The 24,698-nt window shown below is 73.5% G+C and carries 24 protein-coding genes and 1 pseudogene; 15 read left to right on the forward strand and 10 right to left on the reverse strand.

Translation table 11 applies throughout. The annotated features are described in order from the left end of the window. Positions 1-131 precede the first annotated feature (131 nt). Genes ACFE67_RS00860 through ACFE67_RS00870 form a run of 3 tightly spaced genes read left to right on the forward strand, consistent with a single transcriptional unit; the run spans position 132 to position 3,867 of the window. On the forward strand, positions 132-1,100 hold the full coding sequence (locus ACFE67_RS00860) for a PLP-dependent cysteine synthase family protein (RefSeq protein ID WP_375404979.1): 969 nt from the start codon (positions 132-134) through the stop codon (positions 1,098-1,100). Continuing rightward, positions 1,097-2,395 (forward strand): NtaA/DmoA family FMN-dependent monooxygenase, encoded by a 1,299-nt coding sequence (locus tag ACFE67_RS00865; protein ID WP_375404980.1) that lies wholly within the window; start codon positions 1,097-1,099, stop codon positions 2,393-2,395. Before ACFE67_RS00860 ends, ACFE67_RS00865 begins: the two co-directional genes overlap by 4 nt. After that, positions 2,395-3,867, forward strand: coding sequence for an aromatic amino acid ammonia-lyase (locus ACFE67_RS00870; protein ID WP_375404981.1), 1,473 nt, complete (start codon positions 2,395-2,397; stop codon positions 3,865-3,867). Before ACFE67_RS00865 ends, ACFE67_RS00870 begins: the two co-directional genes overlap by 1 nt. 59 nt (positions 3,868-3,926) lie before the next feature. Here the strand turns inward: ACFE67_RS00870 and ACFE67_RS00875 are convergent, their stop codons facing one another. Beyond that, a complete protein-coding gene (locus ACFE67_RS00875; protein ID WP_375404982.1) occupies positions 3,927-4,349 on the reverse strand; it encodes a rhodanese-like domain-containing protein in 423 nt (140 codons plus the stop codon). Positions 4,350-4,443: 94 nt separating this feature from the next. On the opposite strand from ACFE67_RS00875, the gene ACFE67_RS00880 reads away from it, so the two are divergent. Next, positions 4,444-4,914 carry an Lrp/AsnC family transcriptional regulator gene (locus tag ACFE67_RS00880; protein ID WP_375404983.1) on the forward strand — a complete coding sequence of 157 codons (471 nt, stop codon included), beginning with the start codon at positions 4,444-4,446 and terminating at the stop codon, positions 4,912-4,914. On the opposite strand, the gene ACFE67_RS00885 is transcribed toward ACFE67_RS00880, so the two are convergent. Together ACFE67_RS00885 and ACFE67_RS00890 are read right to left on the reverse strand one after the other, a co-directional pair. Then, entirely contained in the window at positions 4,889-5,392 is a 504-nt protein-coding gene (locus tag ACFE67_RS00885) for a GNAT family N-acetyltransferase (RefSeq protein ID WP_375404984.1), read from the reverse strand. The two genes, ACFE67_RS00880 and ACFE67_RS00885, sit on opposite strands and share 26 nt — an antisense overlap. Continuing rightward, on the reverse strand, positions 5,389-6,294 hold the full coding sequence (locus ACFE67_RS00890; RefSeq protein ID WP_375404985.1) for a diacylglycerol/lipid kinase family protein: 906 nt from the start codon (positions 6,292-6,294) through the stop codon (positions 5,389-5,391). Before ACFE67_RS00890 ends, ACFE67_RS00885 begins: the two co-directional genes overlap by 4 nt. Before the next feature lie 96 nt (positions 6,295-6,390). On the opposite strand from ACFE67_RS00890, the gene ACFE67_RS00895 reads away from it, so the two are divergent. Further along, positions 6,391-7,149 (forward strand): MerR family transcriptional regulator, encoded by a 759-nt coding sequence (locus tag ACFE67_RS00895; RefSeq protein ID WP_375404986.1) that lies wholly within the window; start codon positions 6,391-6,393, stop codon positions 7,147-7,149. A gap of 44 nt (positions 7,150-7,193) precedes the next feature. Continuing rightward, positions 7,194-8,195 (forward strand): NADPH:quinone reductase, encoded by a 1,002-nt coding sequence (locus tag ACFE67_RS00900; protein ID WP_375404987.1) that lies wholly within the window; start codon positions 7,194-7,196, stop codon positions 8,193-8,195. A 57-nt stretch (positions 8,196-8,252) separates the two neighbouring features. On the opposite strand, the gene ACFE67_RS00905 is transcribed toward ACFE67_RS00900, so the two are convergent. Further along, positions 8,253-9,716, reverse strand: a complete 1,464-nt coding sequence (locus tag ACFE67_RS00905) for a cryptochrome/photolyase family protein (RefSeq protein WP_375404988.1) — start codon at positions 9,714-9,716, stop codon at positions 8,253-8,255. A gap of 76 nt (positions 9,717-9,792) precedes the next feature. Beyond that, the gene (locus tag ACFE67_RS00910) at positions 9,793-10,632 is read right to left on the reverse strand and encodes an EamA family transporter (RefSeq protein ID WP_375404989.1); all 840 of its coding nucleotides are present in this window, start codon (positions 10,630-10,632) and stop codon (positions 9,793-9,795) included. Positions 10,633-10,695: 63 nt separating this feature from the next. Between ACFE67_RS00910 and ACFE67_RS00915 the strand changes: the two genes are divergently transcribed. Then, a complete protein-coding gene (locus ACFE67_RS00915; RefSeq protein WP_375404990.1) occupies positions 10,696-11,592 on the forward strand; it encodes an SDR family oxidoreductase in 897 nt (298 codons plus the stop codon). 58 nt (positions 11,593-11,650) lie between these two features. Here the strand turns inward: ACFE67_RS00915 and ACFE67_RS00920 are convergent, their stop codons facing one another. Together ACFE67_RS00920 and ACFE67_RS00925 are read right to left on the reverse strand one after the other, a co-directional pair. Further along, on the reverse strand, positions 11,651-12,391 hold the full coding sequence (locus tag ACFE67_RS00920; RefSeq protein WP_375404991.1) for a class I SAM-dependent methyltransferase: 741 nt from the start codon (positions 12,389-12,391) through the stop codon (positions 11,651-11,653). Continuing rightward, on the reverse strand, positions 12,392-12,970 hold the full coding sequence (locus ACFE67_RS00925; RefSeq protein ID WP_375404992.1) for a histidine phosphatase family protein: 579 nt from the start codon (positions 12,968-12,970) through the stop codon (positions 12,392-12,394). Between the two features lie 140 nt (positions 12,971-13,110). Between ACFE67_RS00925 and ACFE67_RS00930 the strand changes: the two genes are divergently transcribed. The 6 genes and pseudogenes from ACFE67_RS00930 to ACFE67_RS00955 all read left to right on the forward strand — a co-directional run bounded on the left by ACFE67_RS00930 (position 13,111) and on the right by ACFE67_RS00955 (position 20,890). After that, positions 13,111-13,671, forward strand: coding sequence for a VIT1/CCC1 transporter family protein (locus ACFE67_RS00930; RefSeq protein WP_375404993.1), 561 nt, complete (start codon positions 13,111-13,113; stop codon positions 13,669-13,671). A gap of 35 nt (positions 13,672-13,706) precedes the next feature. Further along, positions 13,707-16,256: a glutamate--cysteine ligase gene (locus ACFE67_RS00935; RefSeq protein WP_375404994.1), complete on the forward strand. Its 2,550-nt coding sequence runs from the start codon at positions 13,707-13,709 to the stop codon at positions 16,254-16,256. A 9-nt stretch (positions 16,257-16,265) separates the two neighbouring features. Further along, positions 16,266-18,050, forward strand: coding sequence for an N-acetylglutaminylglutamine amidotransferase (locus tag ACFE67_RS00940; RefSeq protein WP_375404995.1), 1,785 nt, complete (start codon positions 16,266-16,268; stop codon positions 18,048-18,050). A 262-nt stretch (positions 18,051-18,312) separates the two neighbouring features. Next, positions 18,313-18,477: pseudogene (locus ACFE67_RS00945) on the forward strand (HAD family hydrolase); the annotation flags it as partial. Between the two features lie 133 nt (positions 18,478-18,610). Further along, the gene (locus ACFE67_RS00950; RefSeq protein WP_375404996.1) at positions 18,611-20,449 is read left to right on the forward strand and encodes a S9 family peptidase; all 1,839 of its coding nucleotides are present in this window, start codon (positions 18,611-18,613) and stop codon (positions 20,447-20,449) included. 78 nt (positions 20,450-20,527) lie between these two features. After that, positions 20,528-20,890, forward strand: a complete 363-nt coding sequence (locus ACFE67_RS00955) for an RNA-binding S4 domain-containing protein (protein ID WP_375404997.1) — start codon at positions 20,528-20,530, stop codon at positions 20,888-20,890. Positions 20,891-20,951: 61 nt separating this feature from the next. Here the strand turns inward: ACFE67_RS00955 and ACFE67_RS00960 are convergent, their stop codons facing one another. The 3 genes from ACFE67_RS00960 to ACFE67_RS00970 all read right to left on the reverse strand — a co-directional run bounded on the left by ACFE67_RS00960 (position 20,952) and on the right by ACFE67_RS00970 (position 23,330). Then, positions 20,952-21,107, reverse strand: a complete 156-nt coding sequence (locus tag ACFE67_RS00960; protein ID WP_375404998.1) for a hypothetical protein — start codon at positions 21,105-21,107, stop codon at positions 20,952-20,954. A gap of 7 nt (positions 21,108-21,114) precedes the next feature. Then, entirely contained in the window at positions 21,115-22,470 is a 1,356-nt protein-coding gene (locus ACFE67_RS00965; RefSeq protein WP_375404999.1) for an NAD(P)/FAD-dependent oxidoreductase, read from the reverse strand. Between the two features lie 140 nt (positions 22,471-22,610). Next, positions 22,611-23,330: an NAD(P)H-hydrate epimerase gene (locus ACFE67_RS00970; protein WP_375405000.1), complete on the reverse strand. Its 720-nt coding sequence runs from the start codon at positions 23,328-23,330 to the stop codon at positions 22,611-22,613. Positions 23,331-23,336: 6 nt separating this feature from the next. On the opposite strand from ACFE67_RS00970, the gene ACFE67_RS00975 reads away from it, so the two are divergent. Continuing rightward, positions 23,337-24,179: an NAD-dependent epimerase/dehydratase family protein gene (locus ACFE67_RS00975; protein ID WP_375405001.1), complete on the forward strand. Its 843-nt coding sequence runs from the start codon at positions 23,337-23,339 to the stop codon at positions 24,177-24,179. A gap of 3 nt (positions 24,180-24,182) precedes the next feature. Further along, positions 24,183-24,581 (forward strand): ChaB family protein, encoded by a 399-nt coding sequence (locus tag ACFE67_RS00980; RefSeq protein ID WP_375405002.1) that lies wholly within the window; start codon positions 24,183-24,185, stop codon positions 24,579-24,581. Positions 24,582-24,698 lie beyond the last annotated feature (117 nt).

Genomic DNA, 24,698 nt, shown 5'->3' on the forward strand with positions numbered 1-24,698 from the left:
GGCGAGAACGGACGCCCGGGATGTCCGAAGTCGCCCGTCGTGGTGGCGCCGGACGCCTCGGACAGCGGGTGCGGCGCCGCGCGGCGTCACACTTCGCGGTCCACGGCGCCTGCGGCTCTACCGTGGTCCGGGTGCACCACACCGCCGTCTTCGCGCCACCGTCGCTGCCAGGAGTCGCCGACTCGGTGCTCGATCTCATCGGCGAGACGCCGGTGGTTCGACTGAACCGGCTCGCGCCCGCAGGCGGCGCGCAGGTGGTGGTGAAGCTCGAGGGCAGGAACCCCGGCGGCAGCGCCAAGGACCGGCCGGCGCTGGCGCTCGTCCGCGACGCGGAGGCGTCCGGCGCGCTCCGGCCGGGGGCCGCGATCGTGGAGTCCACCTCCGGCAACACCGGCATCGGGCTCGCGCTGGTCGGCCGGGTGACCGGGCACCCCGTGGTGATCGTGCACGGCGGAACGATGTCGCCCGAGAAGCTCGCGGTGCTGCGCCTGTACGGCGCCGAGCTGATCGAGGCGGACTGGGCGGCCGGCCCGGACGACCCGGACAACCCGCGGGCGGTCGCCGACCGCATCGCGATCGAGCGAAGCGGCTGGCGCAGCCACCAGTACGACAACCCCGCGAATCCCGGCGCCCACTACCGGCACACCGGCCCGGAGATCTGGCGCCAGACCGGAGGGCGGATCACGCACCTCGTCGCCGGCATCGGCACGGGCGGCACGATCTCGGGTACGGGCCGCTACCTCCGCGAGGTGTCCGGCGATCAGGTGCGGATCGTCGGCGCGAACCCGACCGGCTCCACCTACGGCGGCGGCCTGCCCGGCATCGTGCGGGTGGAGGGGGTCGGCACGACCTGGCCGCGCAGCCACTGGCCGCAGAACCTCGACACCTCGGTGCCGCACGAGATCCGCACGATCCCCGACGACGTCGCTGCTGCGACCGTCCGGGACCTGGCGGCGCAGGAGGGGCTGCTCGTCGGGCCCTCCTCCGGTCTCGCGGTCGCGGTCGCGCTCGAGGTCGCGGCCGACCTCGACGAGCGGCACGTCGTGCTGGCCATCGCCCCCGACTCCGGGACCAACTACCTCACGCTGCTCGCTCGATGACGGTGCACTTCGGCTGGTTCCTCGGAGCCGGGTTCGGTGTGCAGGGCTGGGGCGACCCGAGCTACGGCGTCGGATACGACTGGACCCAGCCGCGGATCTACCAGGACGCCGCACGCGCCTTCGAGGCGGCCGCGTTCGACCTCCTCGTGATCGAGGACGGCGTCGCCGTACCCGACACCTACCGCGGCACCGCGGAGGTGAACCTCGCGGCCGCGCGGTTCGTGCCGAAGCACGACCCGCTCCCCCTCGTGCCGTACCTGCTCGGCGCGACCGAGCGGCTCGGCATCGTGCCGACGCTGTCGGCGAGCTTCTGGGAGCCGTACACGGCCGCCCGGCTGCTCGCGACGCTGCAGCACTTCGCGCACGGACGCCTCGGGTTCAACGTCGTCACCTCCGGCTCGGACCTCGCCGCGCAGAACTACGGCCTCGACAAGCAGATCGAGCACGACCTCCGCTACGACCGGGCCGACGAGTGGCTCGACGTGGTCCGCAAGCTCTGGCGCAGCTGGGAGCCCGGCGCCGTCGTCGAGGACACCGCGAACGGTGTCTACGCGGACTTCGGCAAGGTGCACACCATCGACCACCAGGGCCGCTTCTTCCGCGTGCGAGGCCCCCTGAATACGCTGCCACCGGAGGAGGAACCCGTGATGGTGCAGGCGGGCGCCTCCGGCCGCGGGCAGGCGTTCGCCGGGCGGCACTCCGACGTGGTGCTCGCGCTCGCCTCGACGCCCGAGCGGATGCAGGCGCACCGCGACGGGGTGCGGCAGGCCGCTGCCGACGCCGGCCGGGACCCGGACGCGATCACGGTGCTGTTCGTGGTGAACCCGATCCCGACCGTGAACGCGGAGCACACCGCCTCCGTCAGGGCCGCCCGCGCCGAGCTCACGCAGGCCGCGATCGACGAGCAGCTGCAGTCGATCTCGTACCTGACCAACGTGGACTTCGCGACCTTCGACCTGGACGAGCCGCTGCCGTCGTTCGAGACGAACAGCAACCGGGGCACCCTCGACAACTTCGTCCGGAGCGCGCCGGAGGGCTCGACGCTCCGCGAGGTGCTCGCCGCCCGCGCGAAGGCCGACGGCCTGGCGATCGTCGGCACCCCCGTGCAGATCGCGGACCGGCTCGGCGAGCTGGCGGAGGGCAGCGGCGCGGACGGGTTCCTGTTCACCGGGCAGGTGCATCCTGCGCACGTGCACCGGACCCTCGACCCGCTCGTGCCGGTGCTCCACGACGCCGGGCTGCTGCAGCGCGAGCTGCCCGCGACGACGCTGCGCGGCAACCTGGCCGCGCGCTGATGGCCTCCGCCCCCATGGTGCGCGCGATCACCGTCGCGACCGAGCCGCTCGAGGCCGACGACCTGCTGGCGATCGCGGCGGGTGCGCCGGTGCGCATCGGCGCGGCGGCTCGGGCCCGCATGGCGGTGTCCCGCGCGGTCCTGCTCGAGGCGGTGCAGCGCGGCGACGCGGTCTACGGCGCGACGCGGCGGCTCGGCGCCGGCGCTGGGGACGAGGTCGACGAGCAGACGGCCTTCCAGCTGCAGGTCGTGCGCAACCACGCGGGTGCGATCGGCGATCCCGTCGAGCCGCTGATCGTGCGGGCGGCGATCGCGGTCCGTGTCGCGCAGCTCGCGCTCGGCGGCAGCGGTGTGCGGCCGGCGGTCGCGGACGCCCTGGTCGGGCTGCTGAACGCCGACATCGTGCCGTTCGTGCCGGATCGCGGGTCGGTCGGCATGGCCGACCTCGCCCTGAACGCCGCGGTCGCGCAGATCGTGATCGGCGAGGGCGCGACGCTGACGGAGGAGGGCCTGACCGTCTCGGGCGCGGAGGCGCTCGCGGACGCGGGCCTGGTGCCGCTCGAGCTGGAGACCCACGAGGCGCTGTCCCTCCTGAACACCAACACCTTCACGCTCGGCTCGGCCGTCCTCGCGATCCCGCGGGTGGAGGAGCTCGGGCTGGTCGCGGACCGCGTCGTGGCGCTCTCGCTGGAGGCGGCCGGGGCGCACCGGCCGTCCGGCGATCTCGGTCCCTACTCGAGCACCGTGTTCGACGACGTCGAGGGCAGTGGCGCCTGGCGGTCCGCCGTCGTGATCCGCGAGCTGCTGCAGGCGTCCTTCCTCCACGGCGCGACCGATCGGCGGACGCAGGACGAGCTCTCGTTCCGCTGCGCACCGCAGGTGCACGGTGCGCTCGCGGAGCGCGCCGAAGACCTCGCCGACGCGGTCGACGACGCGCTGGTGGTCAGGGCGGAGAATCCGCTGGTCGACGTCGAGTCGCGCTCGGTCGTGCCGAACGGCAACTTCGCGTCGCCCGATCTCGTGCTCGGCCTCGAGTCGGCGCGCCTGGCGCTCGCGCACGTCGGCCGGATCTCGGCGCGGCGCACCGCCGTGCTCTCGGCGCTCGCCCGACCCGTCCGCGCTGCCGGCAGGGCGGGCATCCCCGGGCTGCTCGCCTACACGGGCGCCGAGCGCATGAACGACCTGCGCCGCCTCGCGGCCCCGGTCAGCCTCGACGACGTCGTGCTGTCCGAGGTGGAGGACTACGCCACCTGGGGGTGGACGGCGGCGCGCACGACGCACGACGCGATCGACGCGGCGACGGACCTGCTCGCGATCGAGGCCCTGCACGCCGCGTCGCTGCTGCGCGACGCGGCGGTCACGAGCGGCACCGGCACGGCACCCCTCCGCGCGGCGCTCGCGGACCTGCTGGAACGCGGCGGAACGGCCGAGGACCTCGTCCGAGGCGCGGCGACGGTGCTGGCCGGCGACTGATGTTTCATAAATCCGGGGATCGGGCGGCTGCGCACGCCGATCCCCGGATTTATGAAACATCAGCAGTCGCAGGCGACCGACAGCACCGGAGCGGTGAGCGGGTCCGGCGCGCGGACGAGCGGGCCCTCGTCGGTCTCGACCGGGAGACCCTCCCTCGCCCAGTACTCGAAGCCGCCGAGCAGCTCGCGCACCGAGTAGCCCGCTTCGGCGAACGCAAGCGCCGCCTTCGTGCCGCCGTTGCAGCCCGGGCCCCAGCAGTAGACGACGACCGGTATTCCCGGCGGGATGGTGGTTGCCGCCTCCGCTGCGATCCGCGCCGCCGGCAGGTGCACGGCGCCGACCGCGCGGCCCTGCGCCCAGGCCGCGTCGCCGCGGGAGTCGACCAGCACGAACGGCTCCCCCGCCACCTGGGCGGCGCGGACGTCGGACGGGTCCGTCTCGAAGCGGAGGCGGGCGGCGAAGTGGGCGACGGCATCGGTCATGAGCGGGAACGGTACCGAGGGCCGAGACCGATCTGAAGGCCCGATCCCCGGTCCACTCGAGTGGTGGCCGCCGATCCCGCGGGATACTGCGGCGATGACCGCAGGATCCCCGTTCGTCGCCGACCGCACCGACCACGCGATCCTCGCCGCGCTCCAGGTCGACGGCCGTCGCAGCATGGCGGAGCTGGCACGCGACGTCCGGATGTCCGCGAGCGCGGTCGCGGAGCGCGTGCGGCGTCTCGAGAACGCCGGGGTGATCACGGGCTACCGCGCCGTGATCGACCCCGAGGCGCTCGGCTACTCGGTGCTCGCGCACCTCCGGCTGCGCTACCCGAGCAGCAGCTACGGGCCGCTGCACGCCCTGCTCGACGACGTGCCGGAGGTGCTGGAGGCGCATCACGTCACGGGCGACGATTGCTTCGTCATCAAGGTGGTCGCCACGTCGATGCGGCATCTCGAGCAGGTCACCGGCCGAATCGGGACGATGGGCGCGGTGACGACGAGCGTCGCCTACTCGAGCCCGGTCGTCGCCCGGCCGGTCAGGCCTCCGGCGCCGGCTTCGTGAACCGGAGGTAGGCGGACGCGTCCTGCGGGACCGCAGGATCGAAGTCCGGCGTCCAGCCGTGGCGGAGGTAGAGGGCGACGGCCTCGGGCTGCCGCGCGCCGGTCGTCAGCTCGAGCCCGGTGTAGCCGAGCTCGGCCGCCCGCTGCTCCAGCAGCGTGAGCACCCGGCCCGCGAGCCCGCTTCGGCGCCGGCCGGGATCCGTCCACATGCGTTTCAGCTCCGCGAGCGGTCGGCCGTCGGCGCCCGGCTCCCCCGCCTTGATCGCGCCGCCCGCCACGATGAGGCCCTCATCGAGCACCGCGACGAACGCTCCGCGCTGCGCGGTGGTGAACACCTCCGGCGGATACCGCATCAGCTCCGCGGAGGAGGGCACGCCGTTCGTCGGCGGGTACCGCGCGTCGTAGTCGCGCGCGAGGTCGTCGATCAGCGGCTGCAGCACCGGGTCGTCGGCGGCGACCCAGCGCACCTCCTCCGTCACCCGACGACCCTCAGGGCGCCGGCCACGACCTCGAGGGTGACCGGCAGCGGGCCGAATCGCTCGCCGTCCGCGTAGGTGATCGGCGGAGGGAGGCGATCGTCGATGTCGATCGTGACGACCCGGCCGCGCTCGATGCTGACGTGGTCGTCGTGCACGTGGGTGCCGCGGAACACGCGGGGGAACAGCTTCAGCAGCTCGAATCGCGACAGCGGTGTCGCGATGAGCACGTCGAGCAGGCCGTCGTCGACCCGCGCATCCGGCGCGAGCCGCATGCCGCCCCCGATGCTCGCGGTGTTGCCGACCGTCACGAGCACCGCGTCGAGCCGGCGGGTGTCCCGATCGATGGTGACGCGGTAGCGACGCGCGCGGAGTCGTGCGACCTCCAGCAGCACGGCAGCGATGTAGCGGGGGGTGCCGGACAGCCGGGTCATCCGGTTCGCCCGCTCGTTGACGGCCGCGTCGAACCCGGCGGACAGCATCCCGACGAACCAGCGGCCCGTGCTCACCCGCACCGCGTCGATGTCCCGGATCGGCATGACGTCCCCGGCCAGCGCCGCGACGAGGTGGGCGACGGCCGTGTCGGGGTCGTCGTGCGGCAGACCGAGGCAGCGTGCGACGTCGTTGCCGGTGCCCGCCGCGATGATGCCGAGCGGCACCCCGGTACGGGCGAGCGCGTTGACCGCGGCATGCAGCGAGCCGTCACCGCCGATCACGACTGCGACGTCGGGAGGGTTCCTGGCGGCGGCCTCCCGCAGCGCCGCCTCCATTGCCGAGCCGTCGCCGCCGCCCAGCCGCCGCACCTCGTGGCCTGCCGCCCGGAAGGCGGCGATGGCCCGGTCGCCGACTGCGGCGCCGCGACCACCGCCGGAGACCGCGTTCACCGCGACCAGCAGCCTCGCCATCCGGGAAGTGTCGCATCTGCCGGGTGGCGGTGCTTGCGGTTGACGCAGCGGCAATCCCTACGGTCGGATCACCGGCCGAGAAGAGGAGTGGGAAGCGTGCTGTGGTCCATCGTCGACGTCGCCCGCTCTGCGGGCCTCACCAGCAGAACCCTGCGCCACTTCGACGCCATCGGACTGCTCCGACCGACGTCCGTCGGTGCCGACGGGTATCGCCGATACGACGACCGAGCGCTGCTCCGCCTGCAGCGCATCCTCGTGCTCCGTGCGCTCGGGCTGCCGCTCCGCTCCATCGGCGCGGTGCTCGACGCGGAGCAGGACGAGGTCGCCACCCTGCGGGAGCACCGGGACGCGCTCCGCGCCGAGGGCGACCGGCTCGCGCGCATGGCCGACACCGTCGACCGCACCATCCAGGAGCTGGAACGAACCGAGAGGAACGACCCGATGACCATCGACCGACCCGAGGACCTGTTCGACGGCTTCGACGAGCAGGCCTACGCGGAGGAGGCGCGGACGCGCTGGCCGGAGCAGGCCCGTTCGAGCGAGCGGTACACCGCGAACCTGACGGACGCCGAGAAGGGGCGGCTCCAGCAGGAGTACGTCGACGAGATGCACCGCATGGCGGCGCTCCTCGCCGCCGCGACGCCGGTCTCCGCCGCATCGGTGCAGGACGAGATCGCTGCGCTGTTCCAGCGGATCTCCGCGATGTGGACGCCGGATGCCGCGTCGTTCACCGGACTCGGCGCGACCTACGTCGACGACGACCGGTTCCGCTCGCTCTACGACGCGATCGCACCCGGCCTGGCGGAGTTCTACCGCGACGCGATGGCGTATTACGCCTCCACGAGGCTCGCCTGACGCCTCTGGGCGGACGTCCGGATCGGCTTCACGACACTGAGGGCATGCGCGCGATCGTCTACTCCAGCTCCGGCGGCCCCGAGGTGCTGCGACTCGTCGACCGCGAGGCGCGCGAGCCCGGCGCAGGTGAGGTGCGGGTGCGCGTCGCCGTGTCGGGGGTGAACCCCACGGACTGGAAGTCGAGGAGCGGCACCGATCCGGTCGGCGAGCAGGTGCCGGACCAGGACGGTGCCGGCGTGATCGACGCGGTCGGGGCGGGCGCCCCCTTCGCGGTCGGCGACCGGGTCTGGGTGTGGGACGCCGCCTACGGGCGGCCGGACGGGACGGCGCAGGAGCTGACCGTCGTGCCGGCGCGGCAGGCCGTGCTGCTGCCGGAGGGCGCGTCCTTCGATCTCGGCGCGTCGCTCGGGATCCCCGCGCTCACCGCGCACCTCGCGCTGCGGGCAGGCGGCCACGAGGGTGAGCCGCTCGCACCCGGCGCGCTCGCCGGCAGCACGGTGCTGGTCGCCGGCGGGGCGGGCGCGGTCGGGCACGCGGCGATCGAGCTGGCCGTCTGGGCGGGGGCCCGGGTGATCACCACCGTCTCCTCCCCCGCAAAGGCGGCGCTGGCGCGGGCGGCCGGCGCGCACGAGGTCGTCGACTACCGCGCGGAGGACGCGGCTGCGGCGATCACGCTGCTCGCGCCCGACGGCGTGGATCTGATCGCCGAGGTCAACCCGAACGCGAACGCCGCGCTCGACGCCGCGGTGCTGAAGCCGGGCGGCATGATCGCGGTCTACGCGACGGACAGCCCCGATCCGCTGTCGTTCTCGATCCGGCCGTTCATGACGCGGAACCTGCGCTGGCGCTTCCTGCTCACCTACACGGTGCCGCCCGCGGAGAAGGACGCGGCGGTCGCCGGCGTGCAGGCGGCCGTCGCGGCAGGCGCGCTCCGCGTCGGCGAGGAGGCGGGCCTGCCGCTCACCCGCTTCCCCTTGGAGCGGACCGCCGACGCCCATGCCGCCGTCGAGGCCGGTACGACCGGCAAGGTCCTCGTCGACCTCTGACTTCCGTTTTGAAGGAGTCTTCCGCGCGAAGCGCCGGAAACTCCTTCAAAACGGAACTCACCAGCGGGTGCGGTGGGCCTCCTGCTCGATGACGGCGTCGAGGTCCCTGAGGCGGTTCAGACCGGCGAGCGGCTGGGCCATCCGCGGGTTCGCCGACAGCGTCTCGCGATGCTCCGCGAGGAACGCCCAGTAGCCCGCGGTGAAGGGGCACGCGTTCTCGCCCACCCGCACCTTCGGGTCGAACCGGCAGCCGCCGCAGTAGTCGGTCATCCGGTCGATGTACGCGCCTCCTGAGGCGTACGGCTTCGTCGCGACGACGCCGCCGTCCGCATGGAGGCTCATCCCGACCACGTTCGTCGGCATCACCCACGGCGTGCCGTCGACGAACGCGCCGGTGAACCACTCGGAAGTCTCGGCGGGCGACCAGCCGTGCTCGAGCGCGAAGTTGCCGAGCACCATCAGCCGCTGGATGTGGTGCGCCCAGCCGTGCTCCCGGACGCCGGCCACGACGGACGAGAGGCAGTTCGCCTCGATCGCGCCGGCGTCGAGCTCCCAGAACGCATCGGGCACGCGCCGGCGCGCGTCCAGCGCGTTCCGGTGCACGTACCGCTCGCCGAGGTGCCAGTAGAGGTGCCACATCCAGTCGCGCCAGCCGATGATCTGCCGCACGAACCCCTCCACCGAGTTCAGCGGCGCGGAGCCGTCGGCCGAGGCCGCGAGCGCGGCGCGGACGGCGTCGCGCGGGTCGAGCAGCCCGAGGTTCATCGGCACCGACAGCAGCGAGTGCGCCATCGTCCAGTCCGCGGACAGGGTGGCGTCCTCGACCGGGCCGAACGCCGGCAGCCGGTGCCGCACGAAGTGCTCGAGCGCCCGCCCGGCCTCCTGATGCGTCGCGGCGAAGCGGCGCGGCCCGTCGTCGCCGATGAAGTGCACCGTCCCGTCGCGCTCCCACGCGTCGAGGTCGGCGCGCACCGTCGCGTCGATCTCGTCCTCCTCCGGCCACCACGGCTCGGGCAGGTCGAGCCGTGCCGACTTCGGAGGCGGCTGCCGGTTGTCCGCGTCGTAGCTGAACCGGCCGCCGACGGGCTTGCCCGCCGCGGTCATCAGGATGTCCTCGCGCTCGCGGACCCAGCGGTAGAACGTGTCCATCACGAGACCCCGGTCGCTGCGACCCGCGACCCAGGACGCGAAGTCCTGCTCGCCGGTGACGAAGCCGCGGCTCGGCAGCACCTCCGCGCCGACCGAGCGCACCAGCCGTCTGGCGGCATAGGACGGCGGGTCGACGGCGACGAGATCCCGGCCGGTCAGCACCTCGCGGAAGGTGTCGGCCCGCACCAGCTCGGCACGGTCCCCGAGCTCGGCCGCCCGGTGCCGGATCGCGGAGAGGTAGAGGTGCGCCTTCGCCCGGTGCGTCGGCCGCTTCCTGAACGCCGCGAGCGACTCGACGAGGAGCACCTGCTCCTCGCCGTCGTCGAACAGGGGCCCGAGCTGCTCGCCGAACAGGATCCGCTGCCGCACCACGCCGCGACCGTAGCCGCCTGCCCAGGTCGTCCGCCGACTCCTCAGCCCGCGGGGGCGCCCCGCGGTTCCGTGCACCTCAGCCGAGGGCGATCAGCGCCACGCCGGCACCGGCGACGGCGAGGCCGGCGACCTGCAGGGCGTGGAGGCGCTCGCGAAGGACCACCAGCGCCAGCAGCACCGTGCCGGCCGGGTACATCGACACCAGCACGCCGACGATCGACAGCAGCCCGAAGCGGGAGGCGAGCAGGAACAGGAGGTTCGCGGCCATGTCGCCGACGCCGGAGACGATCACCAGCAGCGGCGCGGCGCCGCGCGGCAGGAGGCTCCGCCGGCTCACGAGCGCGACGACGGCGAGCAGCGCGAGGGAGGCGACGCGCGTGCCGGCGAGCGCCCAGAACCCGCTGTCCGGCGCGGCCCTGGACAGCAGCACGAACAGCAGCCCGAACCCGGCGCCGGCGAGCAGGGCGCCCGCCACGCCCCGACCCCGCAGCATGGCGGCGGTCGGCAGGCGTCCACCCTCCGCGCTGATCAGCAGGATCGCGGCGATCGCGAGCAGCACCCCGATCAGAGCGAGCGCGGACGGCTGCTCGCCCAGGGCGACGCCGCCGACGACGGGCACGACCGCTGCGGTCACCGCGGTGAGCGGCGCGACGACCGTCATCGACCCGGTCGCCAGCGCCCGGTAGAACAGCAGCAGCGCGAACGCTCCGCTGAGACCGGCGCCGGCGCCCCACGCGATCGACGGCGGGTCGAACCGTCCGGGTACGAGCACCAGCAGGGCGACGAGCAGGAGCGCGCCCGCCGCCTGGCCGCAGAAGACGACGGCGACCGCCGCCGCCCGCCGCGTCGCGAGGCCGCCGGCGAAGTCCGCGGCGCCGTAGACGAGGGCGCCGAACAGCGCGAGCAGGACGGCCACGCAGCGACGATCTCACAGCGCGTGCGAATCGATCGCCCAGAACCGCTTGCCACCCTCGCCCGCGTGACCGATCAGCTGACGTTCGACGACCCGCGTACCCGCTTCCCGAAGATCGACCCGCCGACCGATCAGGTCCAGCAGAAGCCCGGGCTGCAGTCGGCGATGACACCGGTGCCCGATCTCGGGGAGACGACCTACCGCGGCACGGGGCGGCTGACCGGACGGAAGGCGCTGATCACCGGTGGCGACTCCGGCATCGGCGGCGCGACGGCGATCGCGTTCGCCCGCGAGGGGGCCGATGTCGCGATCGTGCACCTGCCGCAGGAGCAGGCGGACGCCGATCATGTGCTCGAGCAGATCCGTGCGGCCGGCCGGATCGGCGTGAGCATCCCCGGTGACCTCACCGACGCCGGGTTCTGCCGGGCGCTCGTCGCGACGGCGCAGGAGGCGCTGGGCGGCCTCGACGCCCTGGCGCTGGTCGCGGGCAAGCAGGTCACCTCGAAGGATCTGACGGAGCTGCCGGACGCGCAGTTCGTCGAGACCTACGAGGTCAATGTGTTCGCGGCGTTCCGCATCGTGCAGGCAGCCGTGCCGCTGCTGCCGCCGGGCTCAACGATCGTGCTGACCGCCTCCCTCGAGACGTACCAGGCGTCCCCCGAGCGCATCGACTACGCGAGCACCAAGGCCGCGATTAACAACCTCGGCAAGGGCATGGCGCAGCAGCTCGCGGAGAAGGGCATCCGTGTGAACGTCGTCGCGCCGGGCCCGACCTGGACCGCGCTGCAGGTCTCGGGAGGGATCCCGCAGGAGGAGATCGAGGAGTACGGCTCGGACACCCCGCTCGGCCGGGCCGCTCAGCCCGCCGAGCTGGCGCCCGCCTACGTGTTCTTCAGCTCACCCGAGTCGAGCTTCGTCGTCGGCGCCACGCTCGCGGTGAACGGCGGCACCCCGACCCCGTAGCGGTCCGGCTTCGTCGTGAAGGTGCTCCAGAGGCGGGAGCACCTTCACGACGATGATCTCAGGGGCGACGGGTGCGGAACGCGCTGGTCGTGTACGGCATCTCGATGCGGTCGAGACCGGCCGTCTCGGGGTGGGTCGCGAGCAGGATCCTGATCCGGTCGAGCACGTCCGCGCGCTCCGCCTCCGGCAGCGCGATGACGTAGGAGCGGGAGGCGGCCATCGCGACGATCTCGGCGACGGTCATGGAGCGCGTCCAGCGCAGGTCCCGCCGCTCGAGCGGCCCGAACGGACGTGCGACGACGACGGAATCGCCGTCGATCATCCGCTCGGCCGCGCTGCCCCGCATGATCGAGCCGAGTTCGCGGACCCAGTCCACGTCCGAGTCGCGGACGTTCCAGACGAGGCCCAGGACACCGCCGGGCCGCAGCACCCTCGCCGCCTCCGCGGAGGCGGCGGGCACGTCGACCCAGTGCCACGCCTGCCCGTAGACGACCGCGTCGACCGAGGCGTCCGGCAGCGGCAGCGCCTCTCCGGAACCTGCCTCGGCGCGAGCGCCCGGCACCTCCCGCGCCAGTGCTGCGAGCATGCCGGCATCCGGTTCGACGGCGACGACCTCCCGGCCGGGACGCACCAGGGCCGCGGTCAGCTTGCCGGTGCCCGCACCGACGTCCGCGACCGCCTCGGCGTCCCCGACGAGCCAGTCCACGATCTCCTGCGGGTAGTCCGGCCGGCCCGCGATGTACTGGTCCGCTGCGGCACCGAACCGGCGCCCCGCGAGCGCCTCATCCCTGTCGGTCACTCACGCAGCGTTCCACAGGTCGATGACGCGGGTGCCGTGCTCGTACCCGAGCTCCGCGATCCCGGCGGTCGAGAGCACCAGTCGGCCCCCGCCCTCCGGCGGCAGATCGATCCAGGCCGCCGCCAGCGCGCGCAGCACGTGCCCGTGCGCGAACGCCAGCACGTCGTGGCCGGCGTCCAGCACCGTCTGCGCGCGGGCGATCACCCGCTCCACACGGACCCGCACCTCCGCCGGCGTCTCGCCGTCGGGCGCGCCGTGCCGCCAGAGGTTCCACCCGGGCCGGATCGTCTCGATCTCGTCGGAGGTGAGCCCCTCGTAGGCGCCGTAGTCGAACTCGGCGAGATCCTCCGTCGTCTCCAGCCGGTCGGCGAACCCGGCGAGCTGCGCCGTCGTCACCGCGCGCCGCCGCGGACTGGACAGCACCAGGGCGACGTCACGATCCGCGAGCACCGGGCGCAGCGCGCGAGCGCGTCGCTCGCCCTCGTCGGTCAGCGGGACGTCCGTGACGCCGGTGTGCCGGCCCGACCTGCTCCACGCGGTCTCGCCATGGCGGACGAGGACGAGCTGCGGCGTTGTCATGGCGGGGTAGGGCGGGTGAGAAGACACGTCGACGCACGCTACGCGCCCGGCCCGTGACCGCGAGAAGGGCACCCTGATCAGCGGTGAGGTGTGCCTGTCCTTGCTGGCGCGAGCGCCGGCACGTCATGGACGATGCCGTCATGACCTCGACGCTGGCCGTGCTGACCCACGGCGCGCCCTCGGACGGGAGCGCCGTCTCCGGCCGCGCGAACACCCTCCGCGCCGGCGTGCTCGGGGCGAACGACGGGATCGTGTCGGTCGCCGCGATCGTCGTCGGCGTCGCCGGCGCGTCCTCCGCGCACGGCGCTGTGCTGGTCGCCGGGCTCGCGGCGCTGATCGGCGGTGCCGTCTCGATGGCGCTCGGCGAGTACGTCTCGGTCTCGAGCCAGCGCGACGGTGAGCGGGCGGCGCAGGTCGACAGTGGCGCGAACCCGTGGGCGGCCGCACTGGCGTCCGCGACCGCGTTCCTGACCGGAGGGGTGCTGCCGCTCGTCGCCGTGCTGGTCGCGCACGGCGCGGCCCGGGTCCCGATCACGGTGCTCGTCGTGCTCGTCGCGCTCGCACTGACCGGCGCGGCAGGTGCCCGCCTCGGTGGCGCACCCGCCCTCCGGCCGACGGTCCGCACGCTCGTCGGCGGCGGACTCGCCCTCGCGGCGACGTGGTCGATCGGCCTGCTGCTCGGTACGACCGGCATCGCGTAGGGCGGGTTCGCCCGCGTGATCGCTAGGGTGCTGCGATGGTCGCCGCACTGACGCTCGGCGCCGAGGAGGAGCTGCACCTCATCGATCTCGAGCGCTGGCAGCTGGCCGCGCGCGCTCCTCAGCTGCTCGGCAAGCTGCCGAGCGCGAACTACTCCGCCGAGATCCAGCGCACCACGGTCGAGACCAACACCGACGTGGTCTCGAGCCTGCCGGACCTCCGGACGGAGCTGCTGCGCCTCCGCCGCGGCGCCGTGGACGTCGCGTCGAAGGAGGGGCTCGGCATCGCCGCGGTCGGCACGGCTCCTCGCAGCGAGTTCCGCGACTTCGAGCTGACCGCGACCGGGCGCTACGGGCGGATGCAGGAGCAGTACCGCCTGCTCGTCGACGAGCAGCTGATCTGCGGCACCCAGATCCACGTCGGCGTCGAGGACCGGGACCTCGCGGTCGAGATCACGCAGCGCATCGCCCGGCGGCTGCCGGTGCTGCTCGCGCTCTCTGCGAGCTCGCCCTACTGGAACGGGCTCGACACCGGCTACGCGTCGATCCGCACGATCATCTGGCAGCGCTGGCCGAGCGCCGGCGCGACCGGCCCGCTGCCCGACGCCGCGGCGTACGACGAGCTGCTGGACGACCTGATCGCCTCCGGCGTCATCGCGGATTCGAAGATGGCGTACTTCGACGTGCGCCCCTCGTCCCACGCACCGACGCTGGAGCTGCGGATCTGCGACGCCTGCCCCCTCGTCGACGACGCGGTCCTGATCGCGGGCCTGTTCCGCGCGATGGTCCGCGACGCCGAGAAGGAGATCGAGCAGGGGCTGCCCCGCACCGTGCGCCCGCTCCCCCTCCACCGTGCCGCGATCTGGCAGGCCGCGCGCGGCGGGCTGTCGGGGAAGCTGCTCGACGACTCCGACCACCCGCGGCCCGTGCTCGCGCACGAGGTGATCCGCGGGCTCGTCACGGACCTGCGGGAGACGCTGGAGGAGCTGGGCGACTGGGACGAGGTCGGCGAGCTGACCGAGACCGCCCTGGCCCGCGGCAACTCCGCGGACCGGCAGCGCGCCGCGTTCGTGCAGCACGGCGACCTGTCGGACGTGATGCGGAGCGTCGTCGAGGAGACGCAGGGGCCCGCCTCCGGGCCGGCGGCGGTCACGCCTGCGCTGCGCCGCTACCGGGCCCGCGCGGGCGACGAGGGCATCGATGCGAACGCGGTGCCGCGCCCCAACTACCGTGCGGTCATCGAGCACGTGCGCGCGCTCGGGGACGACGGGATCGCCGAGCGGACGGCGGCGCAGGAACGCTGGACGGCCACGCACTCCTTCGACTTCGGCGTCGCCGGCAGCAAGCGGCCGTTCCAGGTCGATCTCGTCCCGCGGCTCATCCAGGCGTACGAGTGGGCGGAGCTCGAAGCGGGTCTCGTCCAGCGCGCTCGCGCCATCGAGGCGTTCCTCGACGACGTGTACGGCGAGCGGAGGATCCTCCGGGACGGGGTGCTGCCGGAGGAGGCCGTGCTCGGCGCTCCCGGCTGGCTGCCCGACGCCGCCCGCCTGCCGCGCGAGGCGCTGCGCGCGCCGATCCAGGGCTTCGACCTCGTCCGCAACGAGTACGGCGGCTGGCGGGTGCTCGAGGACAACGTGCGCAACCCCTCCGGCGTGGCCTACTCCATCGCGATCCGGCAGCTGATGGACGCCGTGCTGCCCGAGCTGCCGAGGCCGGATCACCTCGCCGATCCGGCGACCGCGCTCGAGCACCTCCGCCGCACCGTGCTGGCGGGTGCGAAGCCCGGCACGCGCGGCGCGCTGCTGTCCGGTGGTGAGGACAGCTCGGCCTGGTTCGAGCACCGGCGCCTCGCGGACGGTGCGGGCCTGCTGCTCGCGGTGCCGGGCGACCTGGTCGTCGAGCACGGCACCGTCGTCCAACGGTCGTCGGGCGACCGGATCGGCAGCCTCTACCTGCGCCTCGACGTCGAGCTGCCCGACCTCGTGGACGAGACCGGGCGGGCGATCGGCGCCGAGATCATGCACGTCGCGGCGGCCGGAGGCGTGACCCTGGTGAACGCGCCGGGCAACGGCGTCGCCGACGACAAGGCCATGTACCGGTCCGTGCCCGAGCTGATCGGGTACTACCTCCACGAGCGGCCCCTGCTCGAGGGCGTGCCGACCTACCGGCTCGGCGACGAGGGCGAGCGGCAGGCGGTGCTCGAGCGGGTCGGAGAGCTGGTGACGAAGCCGGTCGACGGCTCCGGCGGTCGCGGGGTGCTCGTCGGACCCGCCGCGGATGCGGGCGAGGTGGCGAGCCGGCGCGCGGAGATCGCGGACGACCCGAGGGCCTGGGTGGCGCAGGAGGTCGTGTCGCTCTCCTCCGTCCCGTCGCTCGAGGGCGGGCTGCTGCAGCCGCGGCACGTCGATCTGCGCGCGTTCGTCTACGCGACGGGGCACCGCAGGAAGGACTACCTGCTCGCGGACCTGGCCCTGACCCGGGTCGCGCCCGAGGGCAGCCTGGTCGTGAACTCCTCGCGAGGCGGCGGGGCGAAGGACACCTGGATCGTGCTCCCCGAGCACCGCCGGGCCCGATCCCGCGACCGCTAGGAGAACCCCATGTGCGGACTTGCCGGCGAGATCCGGTTCGACTCCCGACCTGCCGACGTGGGCGCCGTCGCCCGGATGACGGCGTGCATGGTGCACCGCGGCCCCGACGGCGAAGGGCTGTGGGCGGAGGGGGCCGCCGCGTTCGGGCACCGGCGGCTCGCGATCATCGACCTGTCGGCCTCCGGCGCCCAGCCCATGACGGACACCGAGACCGGCGCCGTCATCGTGTTCAACGGCTGCATCTACAACCACCACGAGCTGCGCGACGAGCTGCGCGGGCTCGGGCACACGTTCGTCTCCACCTCCGACACCGAGGTGATCGAGAAGTCGTGGGCGCAGTGGGGCGAGGGCTTCGTCGACCACTTCTTCGGGATGTTCGCGATCGCGCTGCGCGAGCCCCGCACCGGCAGGACGGTGCTGGCCCGCGACCGGCTCGGCATCAAGCCGCTCTACCTCGACGAGCGGCCCGGGATGCTGCGGTTCGCCTCCACGACGCAGGCGCTCCTCGACGCCGGCGGTGTGGACACGGGCATCGACCGCGACGCGCTCGCTCAGTACATGAGCTTCCACTCCGTCGTCCCAGCGCCGCGCACGATCCTGGCGGGGATCACGAAGCTGCCGCCGGCGACGGTCCGCGTGATCGAGGCGGACGGCACCAGCCGGCAGCACGTGTACTGGACGCCGTCGTTCGAGCGCGACCCCGCCGACGCCGGCCGGTCGCCGCAGGAGTGGCAGGACGCGGTGCTCGACTCCCTCCGCGTCGCCGTCAAGCGGCGGATGGTCGCCGACGTGCCGGTCGGGGTGCTGCTCTCCGGCGGGCTCGACTCGTCGCTCGTCGTCGCGCTGCTCGCGGAGCTGGGCCAGACCGACCTGGCGACGTTCAGCATCGGGTTCGAGTCCGGCGGCGGCGAGTCCGGCGACGAGTTCGAGTACTCGACCCTCGTCGCCCGGGAGTTCGGCACCGTCCACCACCGCATCCCGATCGGCTCGGCGCGCCTGCTGCCCGCGGTCGACGGCGCGGTCGCGGCGATGAGCGAGCCGATGGTCAGCCACGACGCCGTCGCCTTCTACCTGCTGTCGGAGGAGGTGGCGAAGTCGATCAAGGTCGTGCAGTCCGGCCAGGGCGCCGACGAGGTGCTCGGCGGCTACGACTGGTACCCGCCGCTCGCCGGGGTCGCGCGCGGGGATGCCGTCAGCGCCTACTCGGACGTCTTCGTCGACCGGCCGTGGGCGGCGATGGCCGAGTGGCTGAACCCCGCATGGCTCGCCGAGACCGACGTGCCGCGGGCGTTCCTCGAGGCCTCCTTCAGCGCCGCGGGCGCCACGACGGCCGTCGACGCGGCGCTGCGGAACGACACGACCGTGATGCTCGTCGACGACCCGGTGAAGCGGGTCGACAACATGACGATGGCGTGGGGCCTGGAGGGCCGCGTGCCGTTCCTCGACCACGAGTTCGTCGAGCTGGCCGGCCGGATCCCGCCCGAGCTGAAGCTCGCCGACGGCGGCAAGGGCGTGCTGAAGCGCGCCTCCCGCGGCGTCGTGCCGGACGCGGTCATCGACCGGACGAAGGGCTACTTCCCCGTCCCGGCGATCCGCCAGCTGGAGGGCCCGATGCTGCAGAAGGTGCGCGACGCCCTCCTGGACCCGGCCGCGCAGCACCGCGACCTGTTCCGCAGGAGCACGGTCGAGCGCCTCCTGACCGACCCGAACACCGAGCGCACGACCCTCGGCAGCAACGCGCTCTGGCAGCTGGGCCTGCTCGAGCTCTGGCTCCAGACCAACCACATCCGCTGATCCGCCGTCTCGCGGATCCGGAGATCCTTCGCGGATCCGGAGGAATTCCGCGACACCCCGCGGAAGGAGCGCTGAGCACGGCGTGTCGCTGAACATCTCCGGATCCGCAAAGGTGACGACGGTCCTGCTCGACCTCGACGGGGTGCTGATGGACCACCGGCGTGCGGCGCTGGAGGCGGTCAGGGGCTTGCTCGGCGAGCGCGCGACGCCCGAGATCGTCGACGCCTGGTTCGTCGCGCAGGACCAGCGCAGGGCGGAAGCGATGGGTGCGCGGAAGCCCGACCCTCGGGCGTTCCTGATCACGTGCGACCGGCTCGGCGTCGCGCCGGACACCGTGCTCTCCGTCGGTGACGAGTTCGAGGTGGACGTGGTCGGCGCCCGATCGGCTGGCCTGCACGCGGTCCTCCTGGACCGGTCCGGCACTGCGCCGCCGGAGGAGACGGCCGTCATCCACTCTCTGCGCACGCGGGCGCATCGGCCGCGGAGGGGCTCGCCAGCGGGATGGGGCGGGGCGGCCTCCCCCGACGTCGCTGGAGGAGGCGCTGGTGGAGGATGGTCCCGTGACCGACACCGCCACCGACGACCGGATCGACGCCGCCGTCCGGCTCGGGACGGACCTCATCGACGCGTGGGGCAGCTGGTCACCGACCATGACGCCCGATGCGAAGCGGGTCGCGTTCATCAGCGACCGGTCCGGGACCCCGGAGGTCTGGGTGCAGGAGGTCGTGCTGCACGGCGACGCTCCCCCGGCCCAGCGCATCCCGCTCTCGGCGGACCCGGTCATCGCGGTGTCCTGGTCGGCGGACAGCCGGTGGCTCGCCTGCACGGTCGCCACCGGGGGCGGCGTCCGCACCCAGGTGTGGGTGGTGCAGCCCGACGGGTCCGAGGCGCGACGCATCGCGGGCGACCAGGACGAGCACGCCGAGCAGGGCCCGTGGACCCGGAGCGGGCACCGCCTCGTGGTGACGTTCCCCTCCCCCGCCCTCGGCAGGGCGACGAAGGCGTACCTGGCCGACCCGTGGACCGGCCGGCTCGACGACCTCGCCGAGGGCGACCTGATCCACGTGCTCGACATCTCCCTCGAGGAGCGCTTCCTCATCGTGATCGACGGCGAGCGCGGCCGGCAGTTCTGCAGCGTCGTCGACCGGCTCGAGAACCAACACTTCCCGCTGCTGCCGAGCGGCACCGGCTCCACCGACGTCGCACTGGTCCGGCCGGCACCCGAGGGCGAGCCCGGCCCCCTCTACGTCTACCTCGCCTCCGACGTCGGGCTGTCCCGCCGCCAGCTGATCGGCATGCCGTTCGGCCCGAACGGGCACCGCGGCGAGCCCCGCACGCTCGCCTACCGCGACGACGCGGAGCTGGAGGCCGTCGACGCGGACGACGCCGGCGAGCTGCTCCTGCTCGTCTGGAACGCTGCCGGCCGCAGCGAGCTCGAGCTGTACCACACCGGTTCGCACGAGCGGCAGGCCATCACCGGGCTGCCGGGGCTCGTCGCCACGACGCCGGTGCTGTCCCGCAACGGCGCCTCCGTGATCCTCGGGGTGGAGGGGCCGGAGCGACCTCGCGAGCTGTGGCACCTCGACACGCACAGCCGCCGGTGGACCCGGGTCACCGCCGCGCCCGCCCTGCAGAGCCGCCTGGTCGTGCCGTCGCTCGAGGTCTTCCGCGGCGAGGACGGCATCACCCTCACCGGGTGGCTCTACCGCGCGGAGGGCGCCAGCGCCGCCGTCGTCCACCTGCACGGCGGGCCGGAGGCGCAGGAGCGGCCGACGTTCAGTCCGCAGCACCAGGCGCTCGCGAGCGCCGGCGTCAGCGTGTTCGCGGTGAACATCCGCGGGTCCTCGGGGTTCGGACGCGAGTTCGTGCACGCGGACGACCTCGGCGGCCGCTTCGACGCGTTCGCCGACGTCCGGTCGGCGGCGCACCATCTCGTCGCCACCGGCGTCGCGGACCGTCACCGGATCGGCGTCACCGGCCGGTCCTACGGCGGCTACCTGACGCTCGCCTCCCTCGCCTTCTCCCCCGGCGTGTTCGCCGCCGGCGTCGACGTCTGCGGGATGAGCGACCTCACCTGGTTCTACGAGGAGACGGAGCCGTGGATCGGGGCCGCCGCCGTCACGAAGTACGGCCACCCGGAGCGCGACCGGGCGCTGCTCGAGGCGATCTCGCCGCTGCGGCAGGCCGACGCGATCGACGTTCCGCTGCTCGTCGTGCACGGCGAGCTGGACACCAACGTGCCGGTCGGCGAGGCACGACGGATCGTCGCGGCGCTCACCGAGCTGGGCCGGCCCGTCGAGTACCTCGAGCTGCCGGGCGAGGGCCACGAGTACCGCCGCGCCGCCTCCCGCGCCCGCCTCCTGACCGACCTGGTCCGCTTCTTCGCCTCCCGGCTCTGACTGGCGGGGCCCACCGCTGCTGATCCGACGGTGCGCACGCGCGCGACAGCAGCGGTAGGCCCCGTTAGCGTGGAGGGGATGGCGGACTCCTCGAGGATCGACGTGTGGCTCTGGGCCGTGCGCGTCTACCGGACGCGGTCGATCGCGAGCGCCGCGTGCAAGGCCGGCCACGTCGCGATCAACGGGGTCAAGGTCAAGCCGTCGCACGTCGTGCACGTCGGCGACGAGGTGCGGGCGCAGCTGGCCCACGAGAAGATCCTCGGCGTCAAGGCGCTGCCGCTGAAGCGCGGCGGCGCACCGGACGCGGCGCTCGCGGTCGAGGACCGTACGCCGCCTGCGCCGCCGAAGGTGGAGACGCCGGCCGCCGTGCTCCGCGACCTCGCGGCCGGCCGGCCGACGAAGAAGGACCGCCGGGACATCACCCGCCTCCGCGGCTACTGAACTTCGCCGTTCAGGAGTTCTGGCGGGCGAAGCCTCGCCAGAACTCCTGGACGACGAAGGATCAGCTCGGGTCGAGGACCTCGTGGACCGGCGTCGTGTCGTCGGGGTCGTCGCCCTCGGCGCTGGAGGGTCTGCCCTCCGCCTCCAGCACGGTCTCCGTGTCCGGGTGGTCGGGGTCCGCTCCCTCCGCCTGGGAGGGCTTCGCTTCGTCGCTCACAGTGCTCCTACTTCCCGCCCGCAGCGATGCGGAAGTCGTGGGTCGGATCCTCGAGGTCGTCGGTCGGCGTCAGGTCGGTCTTGCCGACGAAGTCCGCAATCCACCCGGCCAGGATCCGCACCTTGCGGTCCGTCGTCGGCATCGCGAACAGGTGGTAGCCGCGGTGCGCGAGCCACGCCGGCAGCTCCTTCAGCTGGATGCCGTAGATGTTCGCGGCGCCGCGGAAGGTGCCGTACTCCGCCACCGTGCCGAGGCTGTAGTGGATGTACTGCTTCGGGCGGCGGCGCTTCACGACGCGCACGATGTTGGCGCCGAGGAGCGACGCCTGCCGCACGGCGTTCTGCGCGTTGGGCGGGTACCACGCGGGCTGCGGCTTCGTCAGATCCGGGATCTGGGCGTTGTCGCCGGCAGCCCACACGCCGCGGACCCAGCCGCCGTCCTCGCGGACGACCTGGAGGCGGGGGCTCGTGTTCACGTGCCCGCGCGGGCCGAGCGGCAGGTCCGTGTTCGCGAGCACGGGGTGCGGTTTCACCCCGGCGGTCCAGACCAGCATGCCGAACGGCACCTCGTCGCCGTCGCTGAACACCGCGACGGCGTCCTCGCAGGACTTCATCGTGGTCTTCAGGCGCACGTCGATGCCGCGCTTCCGCAGCTCGCCGAGCGTCCAGACCGACAGCTCGGGCCCGACCTCGGGCGCGACGCGGTCGAGGGCCTCGATCAGGATCCAGTGCGGCTCCGCCCCGGCGAGAGCGGGCTGCGCCGCGATCGCCTTCTTCGAGAGCTCGGAGAGCTCGCCGAGCGCCTCGACTCCGGTGTAACCGCCGCCGATCATGACGAACGTCAGGAGCCTGCGGCGCTCTGCCTGGTCGGAGGTCGCAGCGGCCTTCGCGACGTTCAGCAGCACCGTGTTGCGGGTGTGCGCCGCCTCCTCGATCGTCTTGAAGCCCACACCGTGCTCGGCCAGCCCCGGCGTGGGGAACGTCCGGGTCACAGCGCCCAGGCCCACGACGACATGGTCGTAGTCGTAGACGGTCTCGCCGCCGTCGACGGGCGCGACCGACACGGTCTTCGCCTTCGAGTCGAGCCCCGTCACGCTGCCGCGGACGACGTTCGTGTGCTGCAGCGCCTGCCGCAGGTCGACCGTGACGTCGCGCGGGCTGACGTGGCCGCCGGCGACCTCGGGCAGCAGCGGCTGGTAGGTCATGTAGGCGCGCGGCTCGACGAGGGTGACGTCGAGGTGCAGCTCCGGGTACTTCTCGAGCGTCCACGCGACGTAGAGGCCGACGTAGCCGCCCCCCAGGATCACGATCTTCTGCGGCGCGACCGGCATAGGTTTCCCCTCGTCGGTGGCCCTCGCCACCATCGTGTCGACCGTCCCATCACGGCCTGTGCACTTCCTGGTGAGCGCTTCCTGGTGGATGCTGCCTGGTGGATGCTGCTTGGTGAGCGCTGCCTGGTGGGCGCTGCCTGGTCGAATGCCGAACAGCCGAGCGGTCGACGTCGTCAGGTGCGGCGCCGCAGCGGCTTGACCCCCTCCAGCGCGGGGCCGAGCCCGATGTCGACGAGGCGGATGCGGCCGGCGGCCCGGCGCCCGCCCTCGGCGAGCAGACCGGCCTTCACCGCACCGAACGTCACCGTGACATCGGCGCGGAGCAGCGGCGGATACGCGGCACCGTCGTCGGGGTCGATCCCGCTCGGCAGATCGACGGCGACGATCCTCGTGGCGCGGCCGGATTCGAGGATCCTGCCGACGACGTGCCGCGCCGGACCGCGCAGCCCGCCGCGCGCACCCGTGCCGAGGATCCCGTCGAGCACGATGTCCGCCGCAGCGGCCTCCGCGGCGATCGAGCCGGCGCTCGCGTCGAGCGGCAGCAGGCGCGCACCCGCCCGTTCCGCGGCCCGCAGGCCCCGCCCGTGCACGCGGCGGCCGAGCCGCGCGACGACGACCGCGCTCCCCCGGGCGAGCAGGATCGCCGCGGCCAGCAGGGCGTCGCCGCCGTTGCTGCCGCTGCCCGCGAGCACCAGCACGCGCCCCGACCGCCGCCCGAGCGCGGCCAGCTCGCGGCCCACCTCCTCGGCCAGCCCGGCGGCGGCGCGGTCCATCAGCGGAACGCCAGCATCGAGCAGCGGCCGCTCGGCCGCCCGGATCTGGTCCGCCGAGTAGCCGTCGTGGAGGTCGCCGTGCACACCGTCATGCTGCTCGGAGGCGGCGGGGAGCACCATCGCAGGATGCGAATCATCGTCACCGGCGGCAGCGGGAAGCTCGGCGGCACCGTCGTCGCCTCCCTCCGCACGGCCGGCCACACCGTCGTCGTCTTCGATCGCGCCGCCGCGCGCGGCGAGGGCATCCCGGTCGACCTGACCGACGCGGGGCAGACCATCGACGCGATCGCGGGTGTGGAGGACCACCACGACGGGGTCGACGCGATCGTGCACCTCGCCGCGATCCCGGCTCCCGGCATCGCCCCCGACGTCGTGACCTTCGAGAACAACATCCTCGGTACGCACCACGTGCTGCAGGCGGCGCGTCGGGCGGGCGTGCGCCGGATCGTGACGGCGTCGAGCGAGACGCTGCTCGGGCTGCCGATGGCGGAGGCGCCCGCCTACCTCCCCGTCGACGAGGAGGTGACGCTGCCGAACAGCACCTACTCGATGTCGAAGCACCTCGAGGAGCAGATGGCGATCACCTTCTGCCGCTGGGACCCGATGCTGTCGATCACGGCGATGCGGTTCTCGAACGTGATGGTCGAGTCCGACTACGCCGGGTTCGAGCAGTGGCAGGACGATCCGGCCCTGCGCCGCTGGAACGCGTGGGGCTACATCGACGCCCGCGACGCGGCGGAGGCGATCCGGCTCGCGCTCGAGGTGCGCGGGCCCGGGTTCGAGCGCTACATCATCGCGAACGGCGACACGGTGATGCGGACCCCGAGCGCCGAGCTCGCCGCCGCCGAGTTCCCCGGCGTCCCGTTCACCAGGCCCGTCGAGGGGCGCGACACCCTCCTGTCGATCGAGAAGGCGCGCCGCGAGCTCGGCTGGGAGCCCGCGCACTCCTGGCTCGACGCGCGAGGCTGACCGGTGCCCGCGAAGAAGGACCTGCCGTCCACGCTGCAGCGCTCGGAGGAGCACGCGCAGGCGGTGTACGGCGAGACGCTGGACTCCGCCGAGCAGACCTACGGCGACGGCGAGCGCGCGCACCGCACCGCGTTCGCGGCGCTCAAGCACTCGTACGAGAAGGTCGGCGACCACTGGGAGCCGAAGGACGAGAAGGGGCCGTCGGACGAGGGCGCCGAGCAGAGCGGGCCGAGCGATCACCCGACCAGGGGCGGGGTGGACGCCAACGCCTCCAAGCAGCACCTGCTCCAGGTCGCGCGGGGGCTCGACGTCCACGGCCGCTCGACGATGACCAAGGCCGAGCTCGTCGACGCGATCCAGAAGGCGAACGACCGGGCGACCAGGAAGGCCCGGGAGGACTGAGCGATCGAGCAGGACGTTCGCACTCGAGCAGGACGAGATCGCCGAGTTCGTCCCGGTGGCGGCGGGACGGGACACGGGCGAATTCGGACGTTCCGGGCGTCCGTTGTCGCCCGGAAC

Origin of the sequence: uncultured Amnibacterium sp. (assembly GCF_964244015.1) — a bacterium.
Lineage (GTDB): Bacteria > Actinomycetota > Actinomycetes > Actinomycetales > Microbacteriaceae > Amnibacterium.